This window comes from Kribbella sp. NPDC049174 (assembly GCF_043197365.1).
GTDB lineage: Bacteria > Actinomycetota > Actinomycetes > Propionibacteriales > Kribbellaceae > Kribbella.
Window position 1 is genome coordinate 495039 of record NZ_JBICSZ010000004.1, and the last position, 18129, is coordinate 513167.

At 68.4% G+C, this 18129-nt stretch carries 12 protein-coding genes; 7 read left to right on the forward strand and 5 right to left on the reverse strand.

Annotation, left to right across the window (positions count from 1 at the left end; all coding sequences use genetic code 11):
• The first annotated feature begins 51 nt into the window (after positions 1–51).
• Entirely contained in the window at positions 52–1455 is a 1404-nt protein-coding gene (locus ACGFIF_RS24360; RefSeq protein ID WP_393157496.1) for a glycoside hydrolase family 28 protein, read from the forward strand.
• The gene (locus ACGFIF_RS24365; protein WP_393157497.1) at positions 1455–2738 is read left to right on the forward strand and encodes a glycoside hydrolase family 28 protein; all 1284 of its coding nucleotides are present in this window, start codon (positions 1455–1457) and stop codon (positions 2736–2738) included. Before ACGFIF_RS24360 ends, ACGFIF_RS24365 begins: the two co-directional genes overlap by 1 nt.
• Positions 2739–2760: 22 nt before the next feature.
• Here ACGFIF_RS24365 and ACGFIF_RS24370 read toward each other — a convergent pair whose 3' ends face one another.
• Complete coding sequence (locus ACGFIF_RS24370) at positions 2761–3993, reverse strand: hypothetical protein (RefSeq protein ID WP_393157499.1); 1233 nt, start codon at positions 3991–3993, stop codon at positions 2761–2763.
• Between the two features lie 7 nt (positions 3994–4000).
• On the reverse strand, positions 4001–6442 hold the full coding sequence (locus ACGFIF_RS24375) for a pectinesterase family protein (RefSeq protein WP_393157500.1): 2442 nt from the start codon (positions 6440–6442) through the stop codon (positions 4001–4003).
• 191 nt (positions 6443–6633) lie between these two features.
• On the opposite strand from ACGFIF_RS24375, the gene ACGFIF_RS24380 reads away from it, so the two are divergent.
• On the forward strand, positions 6634–7653 hold the full coding sequence (locus ACGFIF_RS24380) for a LacI family DNA-binding transcriptional regulator (protein WP_393157502.1): 1020 nt from the start codon (positions 6634–6636) through the stop codon (positions 7651–7653).
• Here ACGFIF_RS24380 and ACGFIF_RS24385 read toward each other — a convergent pair.
• The gene (locus ACGFIF_RS24385; RefSeq protein WP_393157503.1) at positions 7644–10355 is read right to left on the reverse strand and encodes a glycoside hydrolase family 78 protein; all 2712 of its coding nucleotides are present in this window, start codon (positions 10353–10355) and stop codon (positions 7644–7646) included. The two genes, ACGFIF_RS24380 and ACGFIF_RS24385, sit on opposite strands and share 10 nt — an antisense overlap.
• Complete coding sequence (locus ACGFIF_RS24390) at positions 10352–12079, reverse strand: hypothetical protein (protein WP_393157505.1); 1728 nt, start codon at positions 12077–12079, stop codon at positions 10352–10354. Before ACGFIF_RS24390 ends, ACGFIF_RS24385 begins: the two co-directional genes overlap by 4 nt.
• Positions 12080–12202: 123 nt before the next feature.
• Between ACGFIF_RS24390 and ACGFIF_RS24395 the strand changes: the two genes are divergently transcribed.
• Genes ACGFIF_RS24395 through ACGFIF_RS24410 form a run of 4 tightly spaced genes read left to right on the forward strand, consistent with a single transcriptional unit; the run spans position 12203 to position 16071 of the window.
• Entirely contained in the window at positions 12203–13213 is a 1011-nt protein-coding gene (locus ACGFIF_RS24395; RefSeq protein WP_393157507.1) for a zinc-binding dehydrogenase, read from the forward strand.
• Positions 13210–14469, forward strand: a complete 1260-nt coding sequence (locus ACGFIF_RS24400) for a RuBisCO large subunit C-terminal-like domain-containing protein (RefSeq protein WP_393157508.1) — start codon at positions 13210–13212, stop codon at positions 14467–14469. Before ACGFIF_RS24395 ends, ACGFIF_RS24400 begins: the two co-directional genes overlap by 4 nt.
• Complete coding sequence (locus ACGFIF_RS24405; RefSeq protein ID WP_393157510.1) at positions 14462–15814, forward strand: four-carbon acid sugar kinase family protein; 1353 nt, start codon at positions 14462–14464, stop codon at positions 15812–15814. The genes ACGFIF_RS24400 and ACGFIF_RS24405 overlap by 8 nt, the downstream gene beginning before the upstream one ends.
• Positions 15811–16071 carry a hypothetical protein gene (locus ACGFIF_RS24410; RefSeq protein WP_393157511.1) on the forward strand — a complete coding sequence of 87 codons (261 nt, stop codon included), beginning with the start codon at positions 15811–15813 and terminating at the stop codon, positions 16069–16071. The genes ACGFIF_RS24405 and ACGFIF_RS24410 overlap by 4 nt, the downstream gene beginning before the upstream one ends.
• A 279-nt stretch (positions 16072–16350) precedes the next feature.
• Here the strand turns inward: ACGFIF_RS24410 and ACGFIF_RS24415 are convergent, their stop codons facing one another.
• A complete protein-coding gene (locus ACGFIF_RS24415; RefSeq protein ID WP_393157513.1) occupies positions 16351–18021 on the reverse strand; it encodes a DUF222 domain-containing protein in 1671 nt (556 codons plus the stop codon).
• Between the last annotated feature and the right edge of the window lie 108 nt (positions 18022–18129).

The window sequence follows — 18129 nt, forward strand, 5'->3', positions numbered from 1 at the left end:
CGTCGCCGGGCACGATCAACTGCAATCGTTTGCATCCGCAGGAGGTCATCCATGTCCGAACAGCTCCGTCGCCGCACCCTGCTGCTCTCCAGTGGAGCGCTCGCAGCCGGTGCTGTGCTAGGCGGCGGCACCGCCCCGGCCGCCGCCTCGACCGGACCGGCCGCCGATGCCCGGATCGCCGAGATCCTGCGCCGGATCAGGCCGCCGCGGTTCTCCGACCGCTGGTTCGACATCACCAGGTTCGGTGCGGTCGGCGACGATGCGACCGACTGTACGGCGGCGATCCGGGCCGCGATCGAGGCGTGTCACCGGGCCGGCGGCGGCCATGTCGTCGTACCGGCGGGTGACTTCCGGACCGGCGCCGTCCATCTGCTCAGTGGTGTCGACCTGCACCTGAAAGCTGGGTCGAGGCTGGCGTTCAGTCAGGACCCGGCCGCGTACCTGCCGGTGGTGGCGACGCGCTACGAAGGCACGGAGTGCTACAACTACTCCCCCTTCGTCTACGCCTATGGGCAGCGCAACATCGCCGTCACCGGGTCCGGTGTTCTCGACGGACGGGCGGACGCCACGCACTGGTGGGACTGGACCGGCGGCCCGCCGCCGAACGAAGGCCCGGACAAGACGCTGTTGCTGGCGATGGCCAACGACGGTGTGCCGGTCGAGCAACGCGTGTTCGGCGAGGGTCACTACCTCCGGCCCAACCTGCTCCAGTTCAACCGTTGCCAGAACATCCTGCTCGACGGCATCACGGTCAAGGACTCGCCGATGTGGAACATCCACCCGGTGCTGTGCCGCAACGTCACCATCCGCGGCGTGACCGTCGACAGCCCGCACGGCCCCAACAACGACGGCATCGACCCCGAGTCCTGCACCGACGTCCTGATCGAGCGCTGCACGATCTCCACCGGTGACGACTGCATCGCATTCAAGGCCGGTAAGGACGCGGACGGCCGGCGGGTGAACGTACCGGCCCGGTACGCCGTCGTCCGCGACTGCGAGATGGCCGACGGGAACGGCGGTGTGACGGCCGGCAGCGAGACCACCGGTGGAGTGATGGACATCTACGTCCGGGACTGCCGGATGAGCAGCCCACGGCTGGAACGCGCGATCCGGATCAAGAGCAACCCGCAACGCGGCGGCACCATCGCGAACATCGACGTCCGCCGGGTGACCGTCGGCCAGGCCGCCGACGCGGTGATCGAGATCGTGCTCAACTACGCGAACGTGATCACCGGCGACTACCCGCCGGATCTGCACGGCATCTCCATCAGCCACCTGACCGCGGCCGCGGCGCCGCGCGCCCTGAACCTGCTGGGCCTGGTCGACCACCCTCTCCGCGACATCCGGCTGCAGGACTGCCGGTTCGACGGGATGGAGGAGGAGAACTCGATCCAGTACGTCGAGGACCTCCACCTCGACCGGGTCTGGATCAACGGCGTCCGGGTCGACAACTGATGGGCTGGGAGTACGCCGACCGCATCCTCGCAGACGTCCAGCCGCCGACCTTTCCGGACGCCGACTTCCCGATCACGTCGTATGGCGCTGTCGGTGACGGACAGACCGACGCGACCAAGGCGATCCGGGCAGCCATCGACGCCTGTCACACCGCCGGCGGCGGGCGGGTCGTCGTACCTCCGGGTGTCTGGCACACGGGAGCCATCCACCTGAAGTCGCACGTCAACCTGCACGTGGTCGGGACGCTGCGCTTCAGCACGGATCCCGCCGACTACCTGCCGATCGTCAAGACGCGCTATGAGGGCCTGGAGGTGCTGAACTACTCGCCGTTCATCTACGCGTACGGCTGCACCGACATCGCGATCACCGGCCCGGGCACCCTCGACGGCCAGGCGGACTGGGACAGCTGGTGGGGCTGGTTCCATCAGTGCGACGAGGACTTCTCGAATCTCCGCGATCAGAGCGCGTTCGGCATACCACTCTCCGAACGGGTCTACGGGCCCGGGCACCACCTCCGGTCGAGCTTCATCCAGCCGTACGAGTGCACGAACGTGCTGATCGAGGGCGTGACGATCGTCCGGTCGCCGTTCTGGGAGGTCCACCCGGTGCTGTGCCGGAACGTGACCGTGCAGGACGTCGTCATCGACAGCCAGGGACCGAACAACGACGGCGTCGACGTGGAGTCGTGCCGCTCGGTGGTGATCCGCGGCTGCACGTTCGACGCCGGCGACGACTGCATCGCGATCAAGTCCGGCCGGGAGGCGGACGGCTTGCTGATGAACGTGCCGTCGGAGGACATCCTGATCGAGAACTGCGTGATGCGGGTGAAGTACGGCGCGATCACGCTCGGCTCGGACATGACCGGCGGCGTCCGCAACGTCTTCGTCCGGGACTGCACGATCGGCGGACCCGCGCTGTACTTCGGTCTGTACATCAAGACCAACTCGATCCGCGGCGGCTTCGCCGAGAACATCTACCTTCGCGATCTCGAGATCTCGAACCTCACCAAAGAGGTTGTCCAGTGCAACTTCCATCGCGGTGAAGGTGACACCGGTCCGCTCACGCCGGTCGTCCGCAACGTCGAGCTTCGCGACATCACTGTCCACCACGCCCGCAACGCCCTGATGATCCGCGGCTACCGTCGCTCGCCGATCCAGGACTTCCGCCTGATCAACTGCACTTTCTCCGTCGACGCCCCGAGCACCGTCCAGCACGCGACGCTGACCTTCGACAACGTCATCGTCAACACCCACCCCATCACCGACGTCCACCAACTCCGCTGAGCCGGTGGACGTCGGCTGGACCTCACGGCAGGTGGGCGCAGTGGACGTCCAGGTCCCAGAGGATCACTGAGAGGGCATAGGGGCTGATGGTGTGGTCGCCGTGCGTGGCGTCCTCCAGCAGCTCCCAGTGCCCGTTGGACTCGTTGCTGACGGCATCGGTGCCGATCAGCGAGATCCGGTGCCGGACGGCGGCCTCGTACGAACGATGGCCGACACCGTTGAAACAGCAGTCGTCGAAGCGGTTCAGGATCTGCACCTGCCGCCGGTGCCGGCCGACCGACCCGAGCGCGTAGATGTCCGGGAAGTCGGCCAGCCCGTAGAACCCGGGCTGCTTGTCTGCCCGCTGTTCCCAGTCACCCCGGGTCGGGCTCGGCTTCGGCGACCCCGGCCGGACGAAGAACGGCAGCGAGCCGGCGGTCGGGTACGACCGGGTGATCCGCGGATCCAGCGCCGGATAGATCGTCGTCGCCCACCCACCGCCGGACAGTCCGATCATCTGCACGGACGACGGCCGGTACGTCGCCTGGACGTGGTTCATCGCCACTGCGAGCGGCTCCAGGAACAGCGCCAGCGGTGAGTACGTCGCCGACTCCCACAGGTTGAGATCGTTGTGCGACGGCTGCTGCTGCACGGTCGGATCGACCGGATCCTGCAGAGTCTTCGGGTTCCAGTGGTAGAACGGCATCGCGAACAGCAACACGGTGTACCCGTGGTCCAGCAGCCCCTGCGTCACCCGCTGCAAGGTGTCGAGCGGTTCACCATGTCCGTTGTGGTAGAACGCGACCCGGCGATGCGTACTGCGCACCGGCTCCACGACGAACACCGAGGCGACGTACCCGAACGGCATCGCCACCTCGAGTCGGTCATACCGCCGTACGCCGGTCAACGCAGGCAACTCGGCCGGCACCCCGACATCACGTCGTACCGTCGGAAGGCCCTTCGGCAACTCGCCGGTGTCCTTCCACACCTGCGCGACCAACTGCGGGCGCAAGGCATCCGCGTCGGCCGCGGTGTTGATCTTCATCAAGTCCTCGACGTCGACACCGACGACCACGTCCGGCAACGTCTTGTACGCCGCGGTGTGCGCGGCCGCGACCTCGGCGTTCACCGGGGCGACCGGTCGCGGAGCAGGATGAGGACGTACTCCGGTAGGACTCTCAGCGGCGGCCGCCGTCGTGGGCCAGCCGGTCGCGGCCGCCGTGGGCAAGCCGGCGGCGAGTGCGCCGAGGACTGTCCTGCGGTTGAGAGGGGTCATGAGGGGTTCACCTTTCGGGGCGAGGGACGACCGGCTGCCAGCCGCCGAACACGTTCGACGGGACGCGCAGCCAGGCCGCCTCGTCGTCACTGAGTTGCCGGGAGCACGCCAGTCGCGCACTGGTGTCGAGGGGACGGCCGGACAGGTCGGTACTGCGGTATTCCCAGAACCGGACCTGGCCGGCGGCCGCGCAGTCGTTGGGGTTGGTGATCTGGAAACCCACCTTCTTCACGTGGGCGTCCATCGCGGAGTCGAGGAACACGACCTGGCTGGTCGGGAACCTGTTCAGCTCCACCCGGCCGAGGAACACACTGTCGTCGGGCGCGTCCGGACCGCGGGTCAGCCGGACGTTCACGAAGATGTTGCCCGGCCCGTTGTCGCTGTTGCGGACCTGGTTGTAGTAGCCCTCGTGCAGGGCCTTCAGCTCCGAGTCCTGGACGAAGACGCCGCCGGTCCCCCAGACGAAGTCGACATCACCCTCGATGTAGCTGCCGGTCACGAACCCCTTGCCCTGCAGCCGCAGGCTGTCCTGGTAGCCGAGGATCCGGACCCGCGCGAGCACGATCCGCTCGCCGTTGCCGCGGAACGCCTCGGCCTGCGAACCGCGGTACGGCGTCAGGTTCTGCACCGTCGCATCCGCCAGGGTGAAGTCGTCGGCGTCCACACCCATCGCGGCCCGCCAGCAGTTGAACCGGTCCGGTTGGGCGAGTACGCGGCGCGGGCAGTACGCCTGCTCGATCGGCACGTTCGCCATCGCGTAGTCGCCGTTCAGCAGGTTGTTGTTCGGGTAGCCGATGATGGTGCGGCCCGCGCCGGCGCCGACGATCGTGATGCCGGGCTTGGTCTGCGGGACGTAGACGAGCTCGCGATACAGGCCCGGGGCGACGTCGATCCGGGACTTGTTGCCCTCGGTTACGAAGTCGATCGCACCCTGGACCGTGCAGAAGTCCGCGTCCTTGCCGACCTTGAGCCTGCTGTCCGTCGCCGGGTCGTGCCGGGTCCGGAACATCCAGTGCGACGGCTCCGTGATGCCGGGATGTCCGACGACGAATCCGGGATCGACGGTGACGTAGTACACCTGCCCGGGCGCCAGCCGCTGATGGGGATGGATCGAGACCGTCCCCCCGTCGACCGTGACCGCTTCGTACGTCCACGTGTGCAGCTGACCGAAATCCGAGCGGGCCTCACCGACGAAGCGCTGGTACGACGTGAGATCGGCGAGATCGATCGTGTCGACGACCTCGCCGCCGGCCCGGTGGATCCGGAGTTTGCCCTGGACACCGAGTTGCACGGGAGCTTGGAAGGTCAGCTTGAGCGTGGTGTCCGAGCAGGTGGCGTCCGCCGTACCTCGCGGCGAGAGCTCGGGCGTGCTCGGCCGGGCGGTCTTCCAGCCGGTGAGCCGTTCGAGCACCTTGGTCAGTTTGGCGGCCGCGACCTGGTGGCCCTTGACGTTGGGGTGAGTGCTGCCGTTGTAGTCGTCCGCGCCGAGCCAGCCGGTCGTGTCGACGTACACGATCCGGCGGTCCTGCGTGGCCGCGACCGCTGACTTGATGTCGGCGCCGTGGGTCCCGTTGAAGGGGCGCATGGCAAGGATCAGGCTCTGCGGGTTCGCGGCACGGACCTGGCGGAGGTAGGCGAGGTACCCACGCGTGAACTCGCTGCTCGGGGACGGCGCGTCGTTCGTGCCGAAGTTGACGACGACAGCGCCTGGGTCGAACGGCGCCGCCGGGAAGCCGGCCAGGTTCCAGCCGAAGGACTCGGCGGCGGTGCCGACGTTGCCGTGGCCCGGCTGGATGATGCCCTGTTTGCCGAAGCCGACCTGGTTCGTGTCCGCGCCGAACGCCGTGCCGACCAGGTGCGGGTAGCTCTTGGTGCCGTCCGCGCAGTCGGTCCCGACCTCCGGGCAGAGCGCCATCACGCCTTGGGTGATCGAGTCACCGTAGAACTCGATCCGGTGCTCGGCCGTGGTCGGCAGCGGGATCAGCGTCGCGAGTGGCGCGAGCTCGATCTTCTCGAGCACGACGCCGGACTGCAGCGGCACGATCCAGCGGTTCGCGTACTCGTCGACGTCCTTGACCAGGATCTCGGCGGTGTGCGCGACGGTGGGATCGAGGCCCTCGACGAACACCTTGTGGTCCTCGTCGACCGTGACCAGGACCGGTTCGGCCCGGTCGACGGAGACGTAGAGCTGCGCCGGCGCGGTGATCGACTCGGTGTCGAACCAGGCGCCGAGGCGGTCACCGGTGAAGCGGAAGCGCAGCGACGAGCCGGAGTTCACCGTGATCGCCACGTCGTCGTCGCGGCCCCAGTGACCGTCCAGCTCGATCCGCGGGTCGAACGGGCCGAACGTCGCCGGGTTCGCCGCGGAGGTCGCCGTACCGGCCGGCACGGCGAGTACGCCGATCCCGACCAGGACGGCCAGACACAGGCTGAACAAGCGGTTTCTCACGGTGGTCTCCTCGCGCAGATCGCCGCAGGGAGAAGCCCGGGGCGGTGGGCGGGTAATCCTTTTCCTCGGCTACCGTCGCAGCGCGACCGGCCCGCGTCAAGACCTGGCCGGGGAGAAGTTGGTCAGATCAGGAAAAGGTTTACATGCCTGTGGTGGCAGCGAATCCGGTCCGGGCGTGATCCAATGAGCCGGTGAGAAAGTCGACCGGGGATCGCGCCGGCCGGGCCACGATCCATGACGTGGCCCGGCTCGCGGAGGTCTCGACCGCGACCGTGTCGCGGGTGCTCAGCGGCGGCAAGCCGGTTTCGGCCCAGGTCGCCGAGCGGGTCCGTGCGGCCGCGCAGGAGGTCGGCTACCGGCCGAACCCGGCGGCCCAGACGTTGTTGCGCGGCAGCAGCCAGACGATCGGCGTGGTCGCACCCGACCTCGGCAACCCGTACTTCGCCGAGATCCTCAAGGGCATCTCGGCCGAGGCCGCCACCGACGGGAACCACACACTCGTCGCAGGGACCGACGAGGACCCGGAGCGGGAGTACCGCTCGGCGATCGAGCTGGCCCGCTGGGTCGACGGCCTGCTGCTCTGCGCACCACGCATGAGCACAGCGCGGCTGAAGGAGGTCGCCGCGGCCAGCCGCAAACTGGTGCTGATCAACCGGGTACTGCGGCATCCGTCGGTCGGAGCCGTCGTCGTCGACTACCACCACGGCGTCCGGCTGCTGTGTGAGCACCTCGGGTCGCTCGGCCACAAGCGAATCGTCTACCTGGAGGGTCCGCCCAACGCATGGTCCGACCAGCAACGCCAGCGCGGTTTCCGGATCGCCGAGGCCGCCGGCCAGACCATCATCCGCGTCCCCTGCGGCTCAGCCCTCCGCGACGGCTACACCGCGGTCGACGAGGCGCTCACCCACCGCCCGACCGCCTTGATCGCCTTCAACGACCACGTGGCCGTCGGCGTCCTGAGCCGCCTCCGCGAGTTGGGCGTGTCCGTCCCGGACGATCTCTCGGTGGCCGGTGTCGACGACGCTCCCATGAGCGCCCACACCGACCCCGGCCTCACCACGTACGCCGTCTCCACGGTCGAGCTGGGCCGTCAGGCCTGGCAGCACTTCAACCCGACGGCCCCCACCAACACCACGCACCTCACCGGCGAGCTGGTGATCCGAGGCTCCACAGCCCGTCCGCCACGCCGCCGCCGTACGACTCAGGCCTGAGCGGTGAAGCTGTAGCGTCCCGAGCTCACACGGCACACCAGTGCATGGTCTGCCGACTCCAAGAGCTCGACCCCGTCCTGCTCGGCGATGGACTGTCGCGACTCGCGGACTGTCTCGGCATCGCTCGTCGGCACGTGGACGGTCGCGGTGGCACCGGGTGGAATCTCCACATCGAGGGTGAAGGTGCCGTCGGCGAGCTCCCAGCGGGTGGAGACTCTGCCGGTCGGTGTGTCGTAGGCACCCTCGGCCCACGTCAGCCGACCACCCGGGCGTGGCCTGATGACCAGCTCACGGAAGGCGATCGAGTCGGGGGTCTGATCGATGCCCGCGACACCGCCGTACAGCCACTCCCCGACCGATCCGAGCGAGTAGTGGTTGAACGAGTTCATCGCGACCGGGCCGAACCCGTTCTCCTCGGTCCACCCGTCCCAGCGCTCCCAGATCGTCGTCGCACCGTGCCGGATCGAGTAGCCCCAGGACGGATACCGATCGTCGTGCAGCAGGTCGTACGCCAGCTCGACATGCCCGTACTTCGCCAGGATCGGACACAACAGCGCGACCCCGGCGAACCCGGTCGTCAACGACCGGCCGCGCCGCTCGAGATCGGCGACCAGATGCTTCACCGCCGCCTGCTCGAACTCCTCCGGCAGCAACCCGAACGCCAGCGGCAACAGATAGCCGGTCTGGGTGTCGCCGCGAACCTTGCCCTCGGCATCCACGAACTCCCGCACGAACGCGGCCCCGATCCGCTCCCGCAGCTCGCTGTACGCCGTCGCCTCGTCGTCCAATCCGATCACCCGCGCGGCCGCTGCCGTGAGCTCGGCGCTGCGGGCGAAGTACGCCGTCGCCAGCACATCGCGATCGGTCCGTACGCCGACCTGCAGCCAGTCGCCGTAGTGGCCGCTGGTCCGCTTGCGCCAGATGAGATCCGGGTTGGCCTGGTGAACGTAGTCCACCCAGCGGCGCATCGTCGGCCAGGCCTGTCGCAGTACGCGCTCATCGCCGTACGTGCGGTACAGCGTCCACGGGACGATGGTCGCGGCGTCGGCCCAGGCAGGCGTGCCGTGCCGTCCGGTGATCAGGTGCGGGATGACGTCCGGGATCGCGCCCTCGTCCGTCTGCGCAACGGCGAGATCGCCGAGCCAGTTGTCGAAGAACGTCTGCACGTCGGCCTGGTACGCCGCGGTCGGCAGGAAGATCTGGGCATCGGCGGTCCAGCCGAGGCGCTCGTCACGCTGCGGGCAGTCGGTCGGCACGCTGACGAAGTTGCCGCGTTGACCCCAGCGGATGTTGCTCAGCAGCCGGTTGACCCCGTCGTCCGAACACTCGAACCGCCCGGCCACCGGGGTGTCCGAGTGCAGCGCACGTCCGGTCACGTCGGCCGTGGTCAGCTCACCCGGGTAGCCGTCGATCTCGACGTACCGGAACCCGTGGACGGTGAACATCGGCTCGAAGATCTCCTCCGCGCCGCCCGCACTGACGTAGTAGTCGGTCGCGTCAGCCGTCCGGAGGTTGGCGGTGTAGAGCTCGCCGTCGGCCTCGAGCATCTCGCCGTGCCGCAGCCGGATCCGGTCGCCGTTCGCGGCCCCGCGAACCCGCAGTCGGACGCGGCCGGCGATGTTCTGCCCGAGGTCGACGATGTAGCGGCCGTCGTCGCGGCGCTCCACCGAGACGGCCGGGAGATCTTCCGTCACCCGGACCGGCTCGGTGCTGGCGGCAACCAATGTCGATATGTCCGCTCCGACGTCACCGGCAGGCGCCCAGTCGGTGGCGTCGTACCCGGGACTCGACCAGTCCCCAAGCTCGAGGCGGGCGTCGTACGACTCCCCCATCAGCAGGTCGGCGAACCGCAGTGGACCGGTGCGCTCGACCCACCGCCTGTCGGTCGCGATGACAGTCTGCGAGCCGTCTGTGTGGTCGACGACGAGTTGGGCGAGCAGTTGGGGCTTCTTGCCGTAGTGGTGGGCTTGGCTGCGGGTGTCCCAGCCGACGTACCCGGACCACCAGCCCTCGCCGAGCACTGCGCCCAGCACGTTCTCACCCTCGTGCAGCTGGTCGGTGACGTCGTACGTCTGGTAGGCGAGGCGGTAGCGGTAGTCGGTCCAGCCGGGCGTCAGCTCGTCGTTGCCGACCATCTGGCCGTTGGCACTCAGCTGGTACAGGCCGTGGGCGGTCGCATAGACGCGTGCCCTGGCGACCGGCTTGGCGAGCTCGAAGGAGCGGCGGTAGTAGCGCGGTGCGGCCAGCGTGGCTGAGCGCTCCGAGCGTGGCTCTTGGCGGTCGACCGGTGGTTCGAAATACGGATCGGTGTCGTAGTCGTGCTCGATCCAGTGCGCCTGCCACTCCTCCGGGTGGAAGATGCCGGTGGCAAACGTCGCCGATGCCTCACACACCTTCCCAGCCGCGTCCCGCACTTCCAGCCGCCACACGTAGTCGGTGAGCGACGTTAGGGGTGCGCCACCGTGGTCGACGTACGTCTGGTCCTCGGTCCGCCACCCGCTGTCCCACACCTGTGCGCCGTCCCGCAGCAGACGGACCCGGAACGCGTCCTGCCGGTCACCACGCACCGGTGACGCCAGCCGCCAGCTCAACCGCGGCCGGTCGGTCCCGATGCCGAGCGGCTCGACCCGGTGCTCACAGCGCAGGTCGTACGGCGTCAGCGCCGGAACGCTCGGTGGATCGGTCAGCACCCAGGTTGTCACCAGGACCACTCCGTCTCGGGTCGGTGGAGCTCGTAGTCACGCAGACCGCCGGCGTGTTCCGGGCGGTCGCCGTACATGGGCCGGGACCGGCCGGGCGGGTCGACCGCGATCACATCGTCGCCGCGCCAGGTGGTCCGGAACTCGTTGCCGGCAGCGAGCTCAGTGGTGGTCTGCTCGACCATCGGGAAGGTCACCACGATCCGCTCGCCCGGTTGTGTCTTCGGGATGGAGAGGTAGCCGTCAGGTGCCCAGATCCGCTCAGCGCCGGTGTGCATCTCGTCTCCCCGCGTCAGGGTCAGCCGCGCATACCCGGCCCACTCCGGCACTCGGACGCGCAACTCATCGACCGGCTCGTTGACTCTGAACTCCACCTTGCCCTCGACCGGTAGGTGGCTCAGCACGTCGACAGTGCGGTGTGCACGGGTGAGCAGCAGGTTGACGCGGGTCAGCGCGTTGTCACCGGTGACGATGCTGTTCCACGCCCAGAACAGTCCGCGGACTCCGGAGCCGACACAGCAGGCCTGGACGTCGTTGGTGTGCCCGCGACCGAGTGGCACGTCGGAGACATAGTCGTTCGGAGCGCCATACCCACAGAAGGCACCGAGCACGCGCTCACCGACATCGACGTACGTCCGCCAGCCCACCTCGTCGCCCGACCGGTCCGGGGCGGACTCCACCCAGCTCACGTCCCGCAACTGCGACGCGGCCAGGTGATTACGGACGAACCTCTCCACCACCGACCAGTACGACGTGAGTCCACTGCCGGCGAGCGTCGTACCGAGGCCGATGAGGTCGACCAGTGAACAGGTCTCGTGCTCGTACCGCTGGTCCGCGAGGTCACCGGGAGTCCAGCCGAACTTGGTGGCCTGGGTGAGCACCCAGTCGTAGCTGCGTCGGGTGAACTCGGTCAGACCGTGGTCACCGGTGTGCCTGGCCAGTCGGGCGAGGCCTTCGAGTGTGCCGACGCGGGTGTGGAAGTGGCCGCTGCGGTAGGCGCGGGCCGGGTTGAAGCTCCCGTCCGGGAGGTAGACGCCGCTCTTGTCGACGATGAGGCGGGCGAACCACTCGCACAACTCCAGCGCGTCCTGGTTGCCGGTGGCCTGGTGGTAGCGCAAGAGCGGCATGATCAGGCGGCCGGAGAACGACGCCGGGTCGGGCGCGAGGTGGAGGTCGATCGCGTTCGAGGACGGCCAGCCGCCCTTGGTGTACTCGCTCGCGGGGTAGAACCAGACATCGCGTTCCTTGATCGCGATCCGTTTGAGGGCGGCGACCTGCTTGTCCGCCGCTGCCTTCGCCTTGGCGTCACCGGTGGCGATCACCGTGCTGGTGAGGGCTAGCAGGGTCGCACGTTGGTCGATCAGGTTGGCGTTCGCCTTCCAGTGGCCGCGTGGGTGCTCGCGGCGGTAGGTCAGGCCGTCCTCGTCCAGCAGGTCGAAGAGGGTCTGCCGGTAGCGGTCGGCGATCTGCTCCCACTGTGGATCCCAGTCCTTGCCGTCAGCGTCCTTGCCGCCAGTCATCTGCCGGGTGAGCAGGATCGCGTCGGTGAGCCGGCCGTGGCTGGAGCCGTAGTCCCAGTCGCCGTGGTCGAGTCGGGCAGGGCGGGCCAGCAGGTTCGCGCTGAAGAAGGGGATGCCGTCCAGGTCGTCGTCGGCCAGACCGGTCACCGCGTTCATCGCCAGCGCGGCCCGCTCCTCGAGCAGCAGGGTCGCCGGGATCGTCACCATGAGGAAAACCTTTACCCTTGGAGCGGGCGATGTCAACGCTCTATCCACAGGCTGGCCGATCGGCCTTGTTTTCTTGATGTTTCCAGGCGGAGACTGGCCGGACCTTCCCGAAGGAGGACGATCATGAGAGCAGCAGTGCTGCAGGAGCCGCGACACGTTGCGGTGGTCGACGTACCGGAGCCTGTCCCGGCGGACGGCGTGCTGCTCAGGATGCGCGCGGTCGGGTTGTGCGGGTCCGATCTGCACACGTGGCGTGGGCATCATCCGTTCCGGAAACCGCCGGTGGTGTTGGGCCACGAGGGTGCCGGTGAGGTGGTGTCGTCGGCCGATCCGGCCTTCAATGTGGGCGATCGTGTCGCCGTGCTGCCCGCGCTGTCGTGCTGGGAGTGCAGGCGCTGCGAGGCCGGGCATCCCCATCTCTGCGCTGCGAAACGGGTGCCGGGTGGCGGATGGCCCGGGATGCTCAGTGAGTACTTCGCCGCACCCGCACGGGTCCTGGTGCCGTTGGCCGACGAGATCGGGTACGACGAGGGTGCCTTGATCGAGCCGTTGGCCGTTGCGTGGCATTGCACCAGCGGTGGTGCGGTGATGGCCGGCGACTCGGTGGCGGTGCTCGGCGGGGGTCCGATCGGAAGCCTGGTCGCCGCGGTGAGCCGGATCCGCGGCGCGTCGACCGTGCTGGTCAGCGATGTGAAGTCGTACAACCGTGAGTTCCTTGGCCGACAAGGCGTCTCGCAGGTGGTCGATCCGTCGGAGGCCGATCTGCTGGATACCGGTGCGGCTTTGACCGGGGACGGGTTCGACGTTGTCGTGGTCGCGTCCGGCCACCCGAGTTGCCTGGCCGAGGCGCTCGCCCTGGCCCGCCCCCGCGGCCGCGTCGTCCTGCTACCGATGTTCTCCGGTCCCCTGTCCGTCGATCTCAATCCGGCAGTCCTCAAGGAGATCACCATCCAGGGCTCGACCATCTACACCCCGGCCGACTTCCACGCTGCGGCCCGCCTGATCAACACCCGCACTCTCGACGCACGCCCGTACATCACCGAGGTCGTTCCACTCGAACGAACTCCCGCCATCCTCACGGCCCTCGACACCGGAACGGACCACCTCAAGATCCAGATCGACCCGACCCGATGAGCGCCGCGGAGGTTGTGGCCACCTACCTGGTGGAGAGCTATCTGCCGCTGGAGGATGCGGCGGAGGTCATCGCAGGTGAGCAGTCGACCGGGACCTTCGTGGCGGTGGCCCGGGAAACCGCGGAGTTGCGTTCGCGGTTCGCGGCTCGGGTGCTGGAGGTCGCTGAACTGCCACCGACCGGCCATGGCGATCTACCGGGGGTCATCCGGCCGCCCGGTGCTCGGCGTCGCAGTGGGCGGGTGCGGATCGCTTTCGGGCTGGACAACTTCGGCCCATCGCTGCCGAACCTGCTGGCCGCGGTAGCGGGGAACCTCTTCGAGTTGAGGCAACTGGCCGGCATCCGGCTGCTGGACCTCGACCTACCGTCCGTCTTCGCCGATCGCTACCCCGGTCCGCGGTTCGGCGTGACCGGCACGCGCGAGGTCTTGAGCCGGCCGGACGGTGTGTTGCTGGGGACGATCGTAAAGCCGAGTATCGGGTTGCCGGTCGAGGAACTGCGGATCGTCGTCCGCGAACTCGCCGAAGCGGGGATCGACTTCATCAAGGACGACGAACTGATGGGCAATCCACCCCACTCACCGCTCGCCGACCGGGTGGCCGTGGTCACGGAGGAACTGGACAAGATCGCCGCCCGGACCGGTCGGCGGCCGATGTACGCATTCAACATCACCGACGACCTGGACCGGATGGCCGCGAACCACGACCTGGTCCGCGCCGCCGGCGGCACCTGCGTGATGGTCTGCGTGAACCTGGTCGGCCTCGCGGGCCTCGCGTGGTTGCGTGAGCGGTGTGAGCTGCCTATTCACGGGCACCGCGCGATGACGGGGGTGTTCACGAGAGCGCCCGGGTTGGGGATCGACTTCGTCGCCTGGTCGAAACTGGCCCGGCTCGCCGGCGCCGATCACCTGCACACCAACGGCCTCTCGAACAAGTTTTACGAGACCGACGAGGAGGTCCTGCGGTCGATCACGGCCGTGCGTCAACCATTGCTCGGCGGGTACGAGACGTTGCCGGTGCTGTCATCGGGCCAGTGGGCCGGCTTGGCGCCGGAGACCTATCGACGCACCGGTACGCCTGACCTGCTCGTGCTCGCCGGCGGTGGGATCCACGGCCATCCCGACGGGCCCGGAGCCGGTGTCACCGCGATGCGCGCCGCCTGGCAGTGCGCGGTCGAGGGCGGCGACCTGGACGCGGCCGCGCAGGCGGAACCCGCACTGCGGCGCGCAATCGAGACCTTCGGAGCCATTCGTGCTTGAGGCTGCCTTCTACGGAGACGATTTCACCGGGTCGACCGATGCGTTGCTGCAGTTCGAGCGGTGCGGGTTGCGGTCGGTCCTCCTGGTCGAGCTCCCACCCGCCGACGAACTCCGCGACCTGGCAACCCGGTACGACGTGATCGGAGTGGCAGGGATCGCACGGTCGCTGGCGCCGCACGAGCAGGAAGCGGAGATCCGGCCGATCCTCATCGCCCTGCGCGATCTGGATCCCCGCATCGTCCAGTACAAGATCTGCTCGACGGCCGACTCCTCACCTCGGCTCGGCAGCATCGGCCGCGCTCTCGAGGTCGGCCGATCCGTCTTCGGCCCCGCCGTCGTGCCAGTGCTCGCCGCTCAACCGGAGCTTGGCCGCTACACCGTGTTCAGTCACCACTTCGCCGCCGAAGCCGGCACGATCCACCGTCTGGACCGGCAACCCACGATGGCGAATCATCCCGCCACGCCTACGACCGAGGCTGATCTGCGCGTCCACCTGGCCGCCCAAACCGCACTCGAGATCGGCGCCCTGCACCTCACCTCCTACGCCGACCTCCCCAACCACTACCCCCACCCGACCGCCGACGCCGTAATCCTCGACGCCCTCTCCGAGACCGACCTCCACCTCCTAGGCCAAACCCTCATCGCATCCAGCAACGGCCGGCCAACCTTCGCCATAGGCTCCGGCGGCCTGTCCCGAGCCTTAGCCCTGAACCTCGCGCCGACACCACCAACACCCAGCGCCGCGACTCTCCCGTCGGCACCTTTGGGTCCTGCTACAGGCCCCACACAGGGTCTGGTCGTCTCGGGCAGCCAGTCGGCCCGCACGAGACAGCAGATCGAGTACGCCGTCAACGCAGGCTGGCTGTCGCTGGAGCTACACGACCCAACCTCCGTCCGACGAACAGCTGTAGCCGCTCTCCGCGACGGCACACCCGGCGTCGTCGTACACACAGGCGAGCGCACCACTCAGCCGATCCACAACCGCGTGAACTCCCTTGGCAAGGCCCTAGCCGAAGTCACACGCGCTGTCGTCGAAGAAGCCAACGTGCGCCGAGTACTGATAGCCGGCGGCGACACGTCCGGCCATATCGTCCGCAACTTCGGCGTCCGCACCCTAGAACTGGTCACCGCCACAAACGACTTCGGCCCCGGCACCGCACTGTGCCGACTCACCAGCCCGCACCGCCCGATCAACGGCCTCGAAGTTCTACTCAAAGGCGGCCAAATGGGCACACCAGACCTGTTCGAAACCTTCCGCACCCAAACATCCGCAACTGCTGCAGCACAAACAAGCGCCCAACCAACTGAAGGCATCCCACGCCAACCACCAGCGAACGGCCGGTGACGCGTAGCGCAGCGACGGCGCACGGCAGCGATACGACGACGGCAGCACGGCGACGACGGCGGCACGGCAGCACGGCGATGGCACGGCAGCACGACGACGACGGCGGCACGGCAGCACGGCGACGACGGCAGCACGGCGACGACACGGCAGCACGGCGACGACGGCGGCACGGCAGCAGGACGACGCGGCGTCGGCGGGGCGACGACGGGCGAGGGCGCGGTAGCGGGCGCGACCGCAGGAGCGGTGTGGGCATGTGACTCACGCGCTCGAGCGAGTCACTGGGACAGCGGCCGGTCGTTCACCTCGTTCATCTGTTGTGCAGAGCTGAGACCGGGCCGCGTGTCATGCGGGAGACCAAGGCGTTGCACTCAGCGTGGCTCGGCGCTGCCGACGCGGATAGGACTGGGCCGCTACTGCGGGATGACCGAGGACCGCGAGTCGGCCAGCACGGCGCCGGTGATGCCTGCGCTGCTGGTTCGGCGGGATGGTACGCAAGGTCGCCCGAGCGGGTGGTGCGACGGGTAGCCGCCTGATCATCAGGAGCAGCTCTGCCGGCCTCGGTCACTTCCCGCCGATTCCTCGGCGGTGTGACGCGTCGAGTCGTTGCCCCACACCGCGAAACGGGCTGCCTCCTGGCGGAGAGCCTCGTCGGCTTTCCACTTCGAGTGATGTCGCCGTACGGCGAGACTGGATGTGCCGGCGGCCTCCTCTGATGAGGCTCCGCTCAGTGGTGCGGCGTTGACGGGTCGGGCGTCCGCTTGGCCTTCCGCAGCCGGGGAGTTGGACGGCGGATCGCCTGGTATGGGGCGGCCGCCAGTGGGCTGTGGCGAAGTGGCGGCGTGGTCTCTTGCAGCCGAGGTCTTGGGCGGCGGATCGCCTGGAGGGGGACGGTGGGCAGTGGGCGGTGGTGGAGTGGCCCAGGTGGGGCGGGTGACGTGGACTGTGCCGTTGGTGATGACGATTGTCCAGTGGCCGGCGTGGAGATCGATGTGGTGTCGGCGGCAGAGGAGTACCAGGTTGTTGACTGCGGTTGGACCGCCGTCGATCCAGGACCGGACGTGGTGTGCGTCGCAGTGGATCGGCGGAGCGCCGCAGACGACGCAGCCTCTGTCGCGGGCGTTGAGGGCGCGGCGCATCGCGCGGTTGACCAGGCGTTCGGAGCGGCCGACGTCGAGGGGTTCGGAGTTCGAACCGAGGACCAGCGGGATGATCTTTGCGTCGCACGCGAGACGGCGGATGGCGGCTGCCGAGAGCGCATCGCCGTACACGACCTGACCGGTTGCCTCCGTGGCGGCAGCCTTGAGGTCGTTGAAGTCGATGGTGACGGTGATGTTCGCCTTCGCACCAAACCCCGGTGCAGCGGGCGGGACGGCGCCGGCGTCGGTGGCTGCGGCGGCCACGGTCAGGGTGGCGGACAGCGCGTCGGCTTGGCGCTTCTCCCGGGAGCGGGGATCCAGTTCGCCGTTGGCGGTCTTGTGGGGGCGGGCGCCGGCGTGGATGAGGGATCGGAGGAGTTCGGCGTTCTCGTTGGCGAGGAATCCTCGGAACTTCACTCCGTTCTCGCCGTTCGCCAGGGTCAAGAACTCGCGGGCGTAGGCCTTGTGCTCGTCCGGTTCGGGGCCGTCGCTGTCCAGGAGGTCGCCGATCTCCTTGCCTGCCTTGCGCAGCTGTCCCGGCGACAGATGAGCTGCCAGACCGACCAGTTGCTCCTCGGCGACCGCGAGGTTGTCCGTCGCAACTCTGGCTGCGACACGGTCCAACGCCCACACGATCGCCTGAGCCTGCGCTGGGCGCAGCGGCCGCCGGGCAGCCGACTCGCCCGCGACCACAGGATCGGCAGCGGCACGCTCGTCTGCGGCCGGTTCGGGATCGGGCGACGGTGCGGGCGTGGAGTCAAGGACGGCGGCTGGATCGGGGTCGCGGGTGGGGTTGGGGAGGGCTGCGGAGACGGCGGTGTACTTCGGGAGGGAGCGAGCCAGGCGGACGTCGCGGTGTGCTTCGGCGCTGTCGATGCGGTGCCTGAAGGAGAGCAGGCGCGCTGTGTCGTGGGCGCCGATCTCCTTGGCGTACCCGATGTCGTCGAGGGCGGCGATCACGTGCAGCCGGTAGGTCTGCTGACGGGCGAGGTCGGCATCCAGCGCGTCGAGGGTCGACAGCATCTCGCTGCCGCTCATCGACCACACCGGCCGCTCGCCCAGAGGTCCCATGCACCGACTCTAGACACCCGCACTGACAGAATTCAAAGTCAGATCGCCTTGTTTTCAAGGGAATTCAGCACGAGATGTCATCCACAGCATGGCGCGGTTGTGGACAAC

Excerpts from the sequence above, each read along its gene's own strand:
- ACGFIF_RS24360 (WP_393157496.1), top strand. The coding sequence starts at position 52 with ATGTCCGAACAGCTCCGTCGCCGCACCCTGCTGCTCTCCAGTGGAGCG.
- ACGFIF_RS24390 (WP_393157505.1), bottom strand. The coding sequence starts at position 12,079 with ATGGTGACGATCCCGGCGACCCTGCTGCTCGAGGAGCGGGCCGCGCTG.
- ACGFIF_RS24415 (WP_393157513.1), bottom strand. The coding sequence starts at position 18,021 with ATGGGACCTCTGGGCGAGCGGCCGGTGTGGTCGATGAGCGGCAGCGAG.
- ACGFIF_RS24400 (WP_393157508.1), top strand. The coding sequence starts at position 13,210 with ATGAGCGCCGCGGAGGTTGTGGCCACCTACCTGGTGGAGAGCTATCTG.
- ACGFIF_RS24370 (WP_393157499.1), bottom strand. The coding sequence starts at position 3,993 with ATGACCCCTCTCAACCGCAGGACAGTCCTCGGCGCACTCGCCGCCGGC.
- ACGFIF_RS24365 (WP_393157497.1), top strand. The coding sequence starts at position 1,455 with ATGGGCTGGGAGTACGCCGACCGCATCCTCGCAGACGTCCAGCCGCCG.
- ACGFIF_RS24395 (WP_393157507.1), top strand. The coding sequence starts at position 12,203 with ATGAGAGCAGCAGTGCTGCAGGAGCCGCGACACGTTGCGGTGGTCGAC.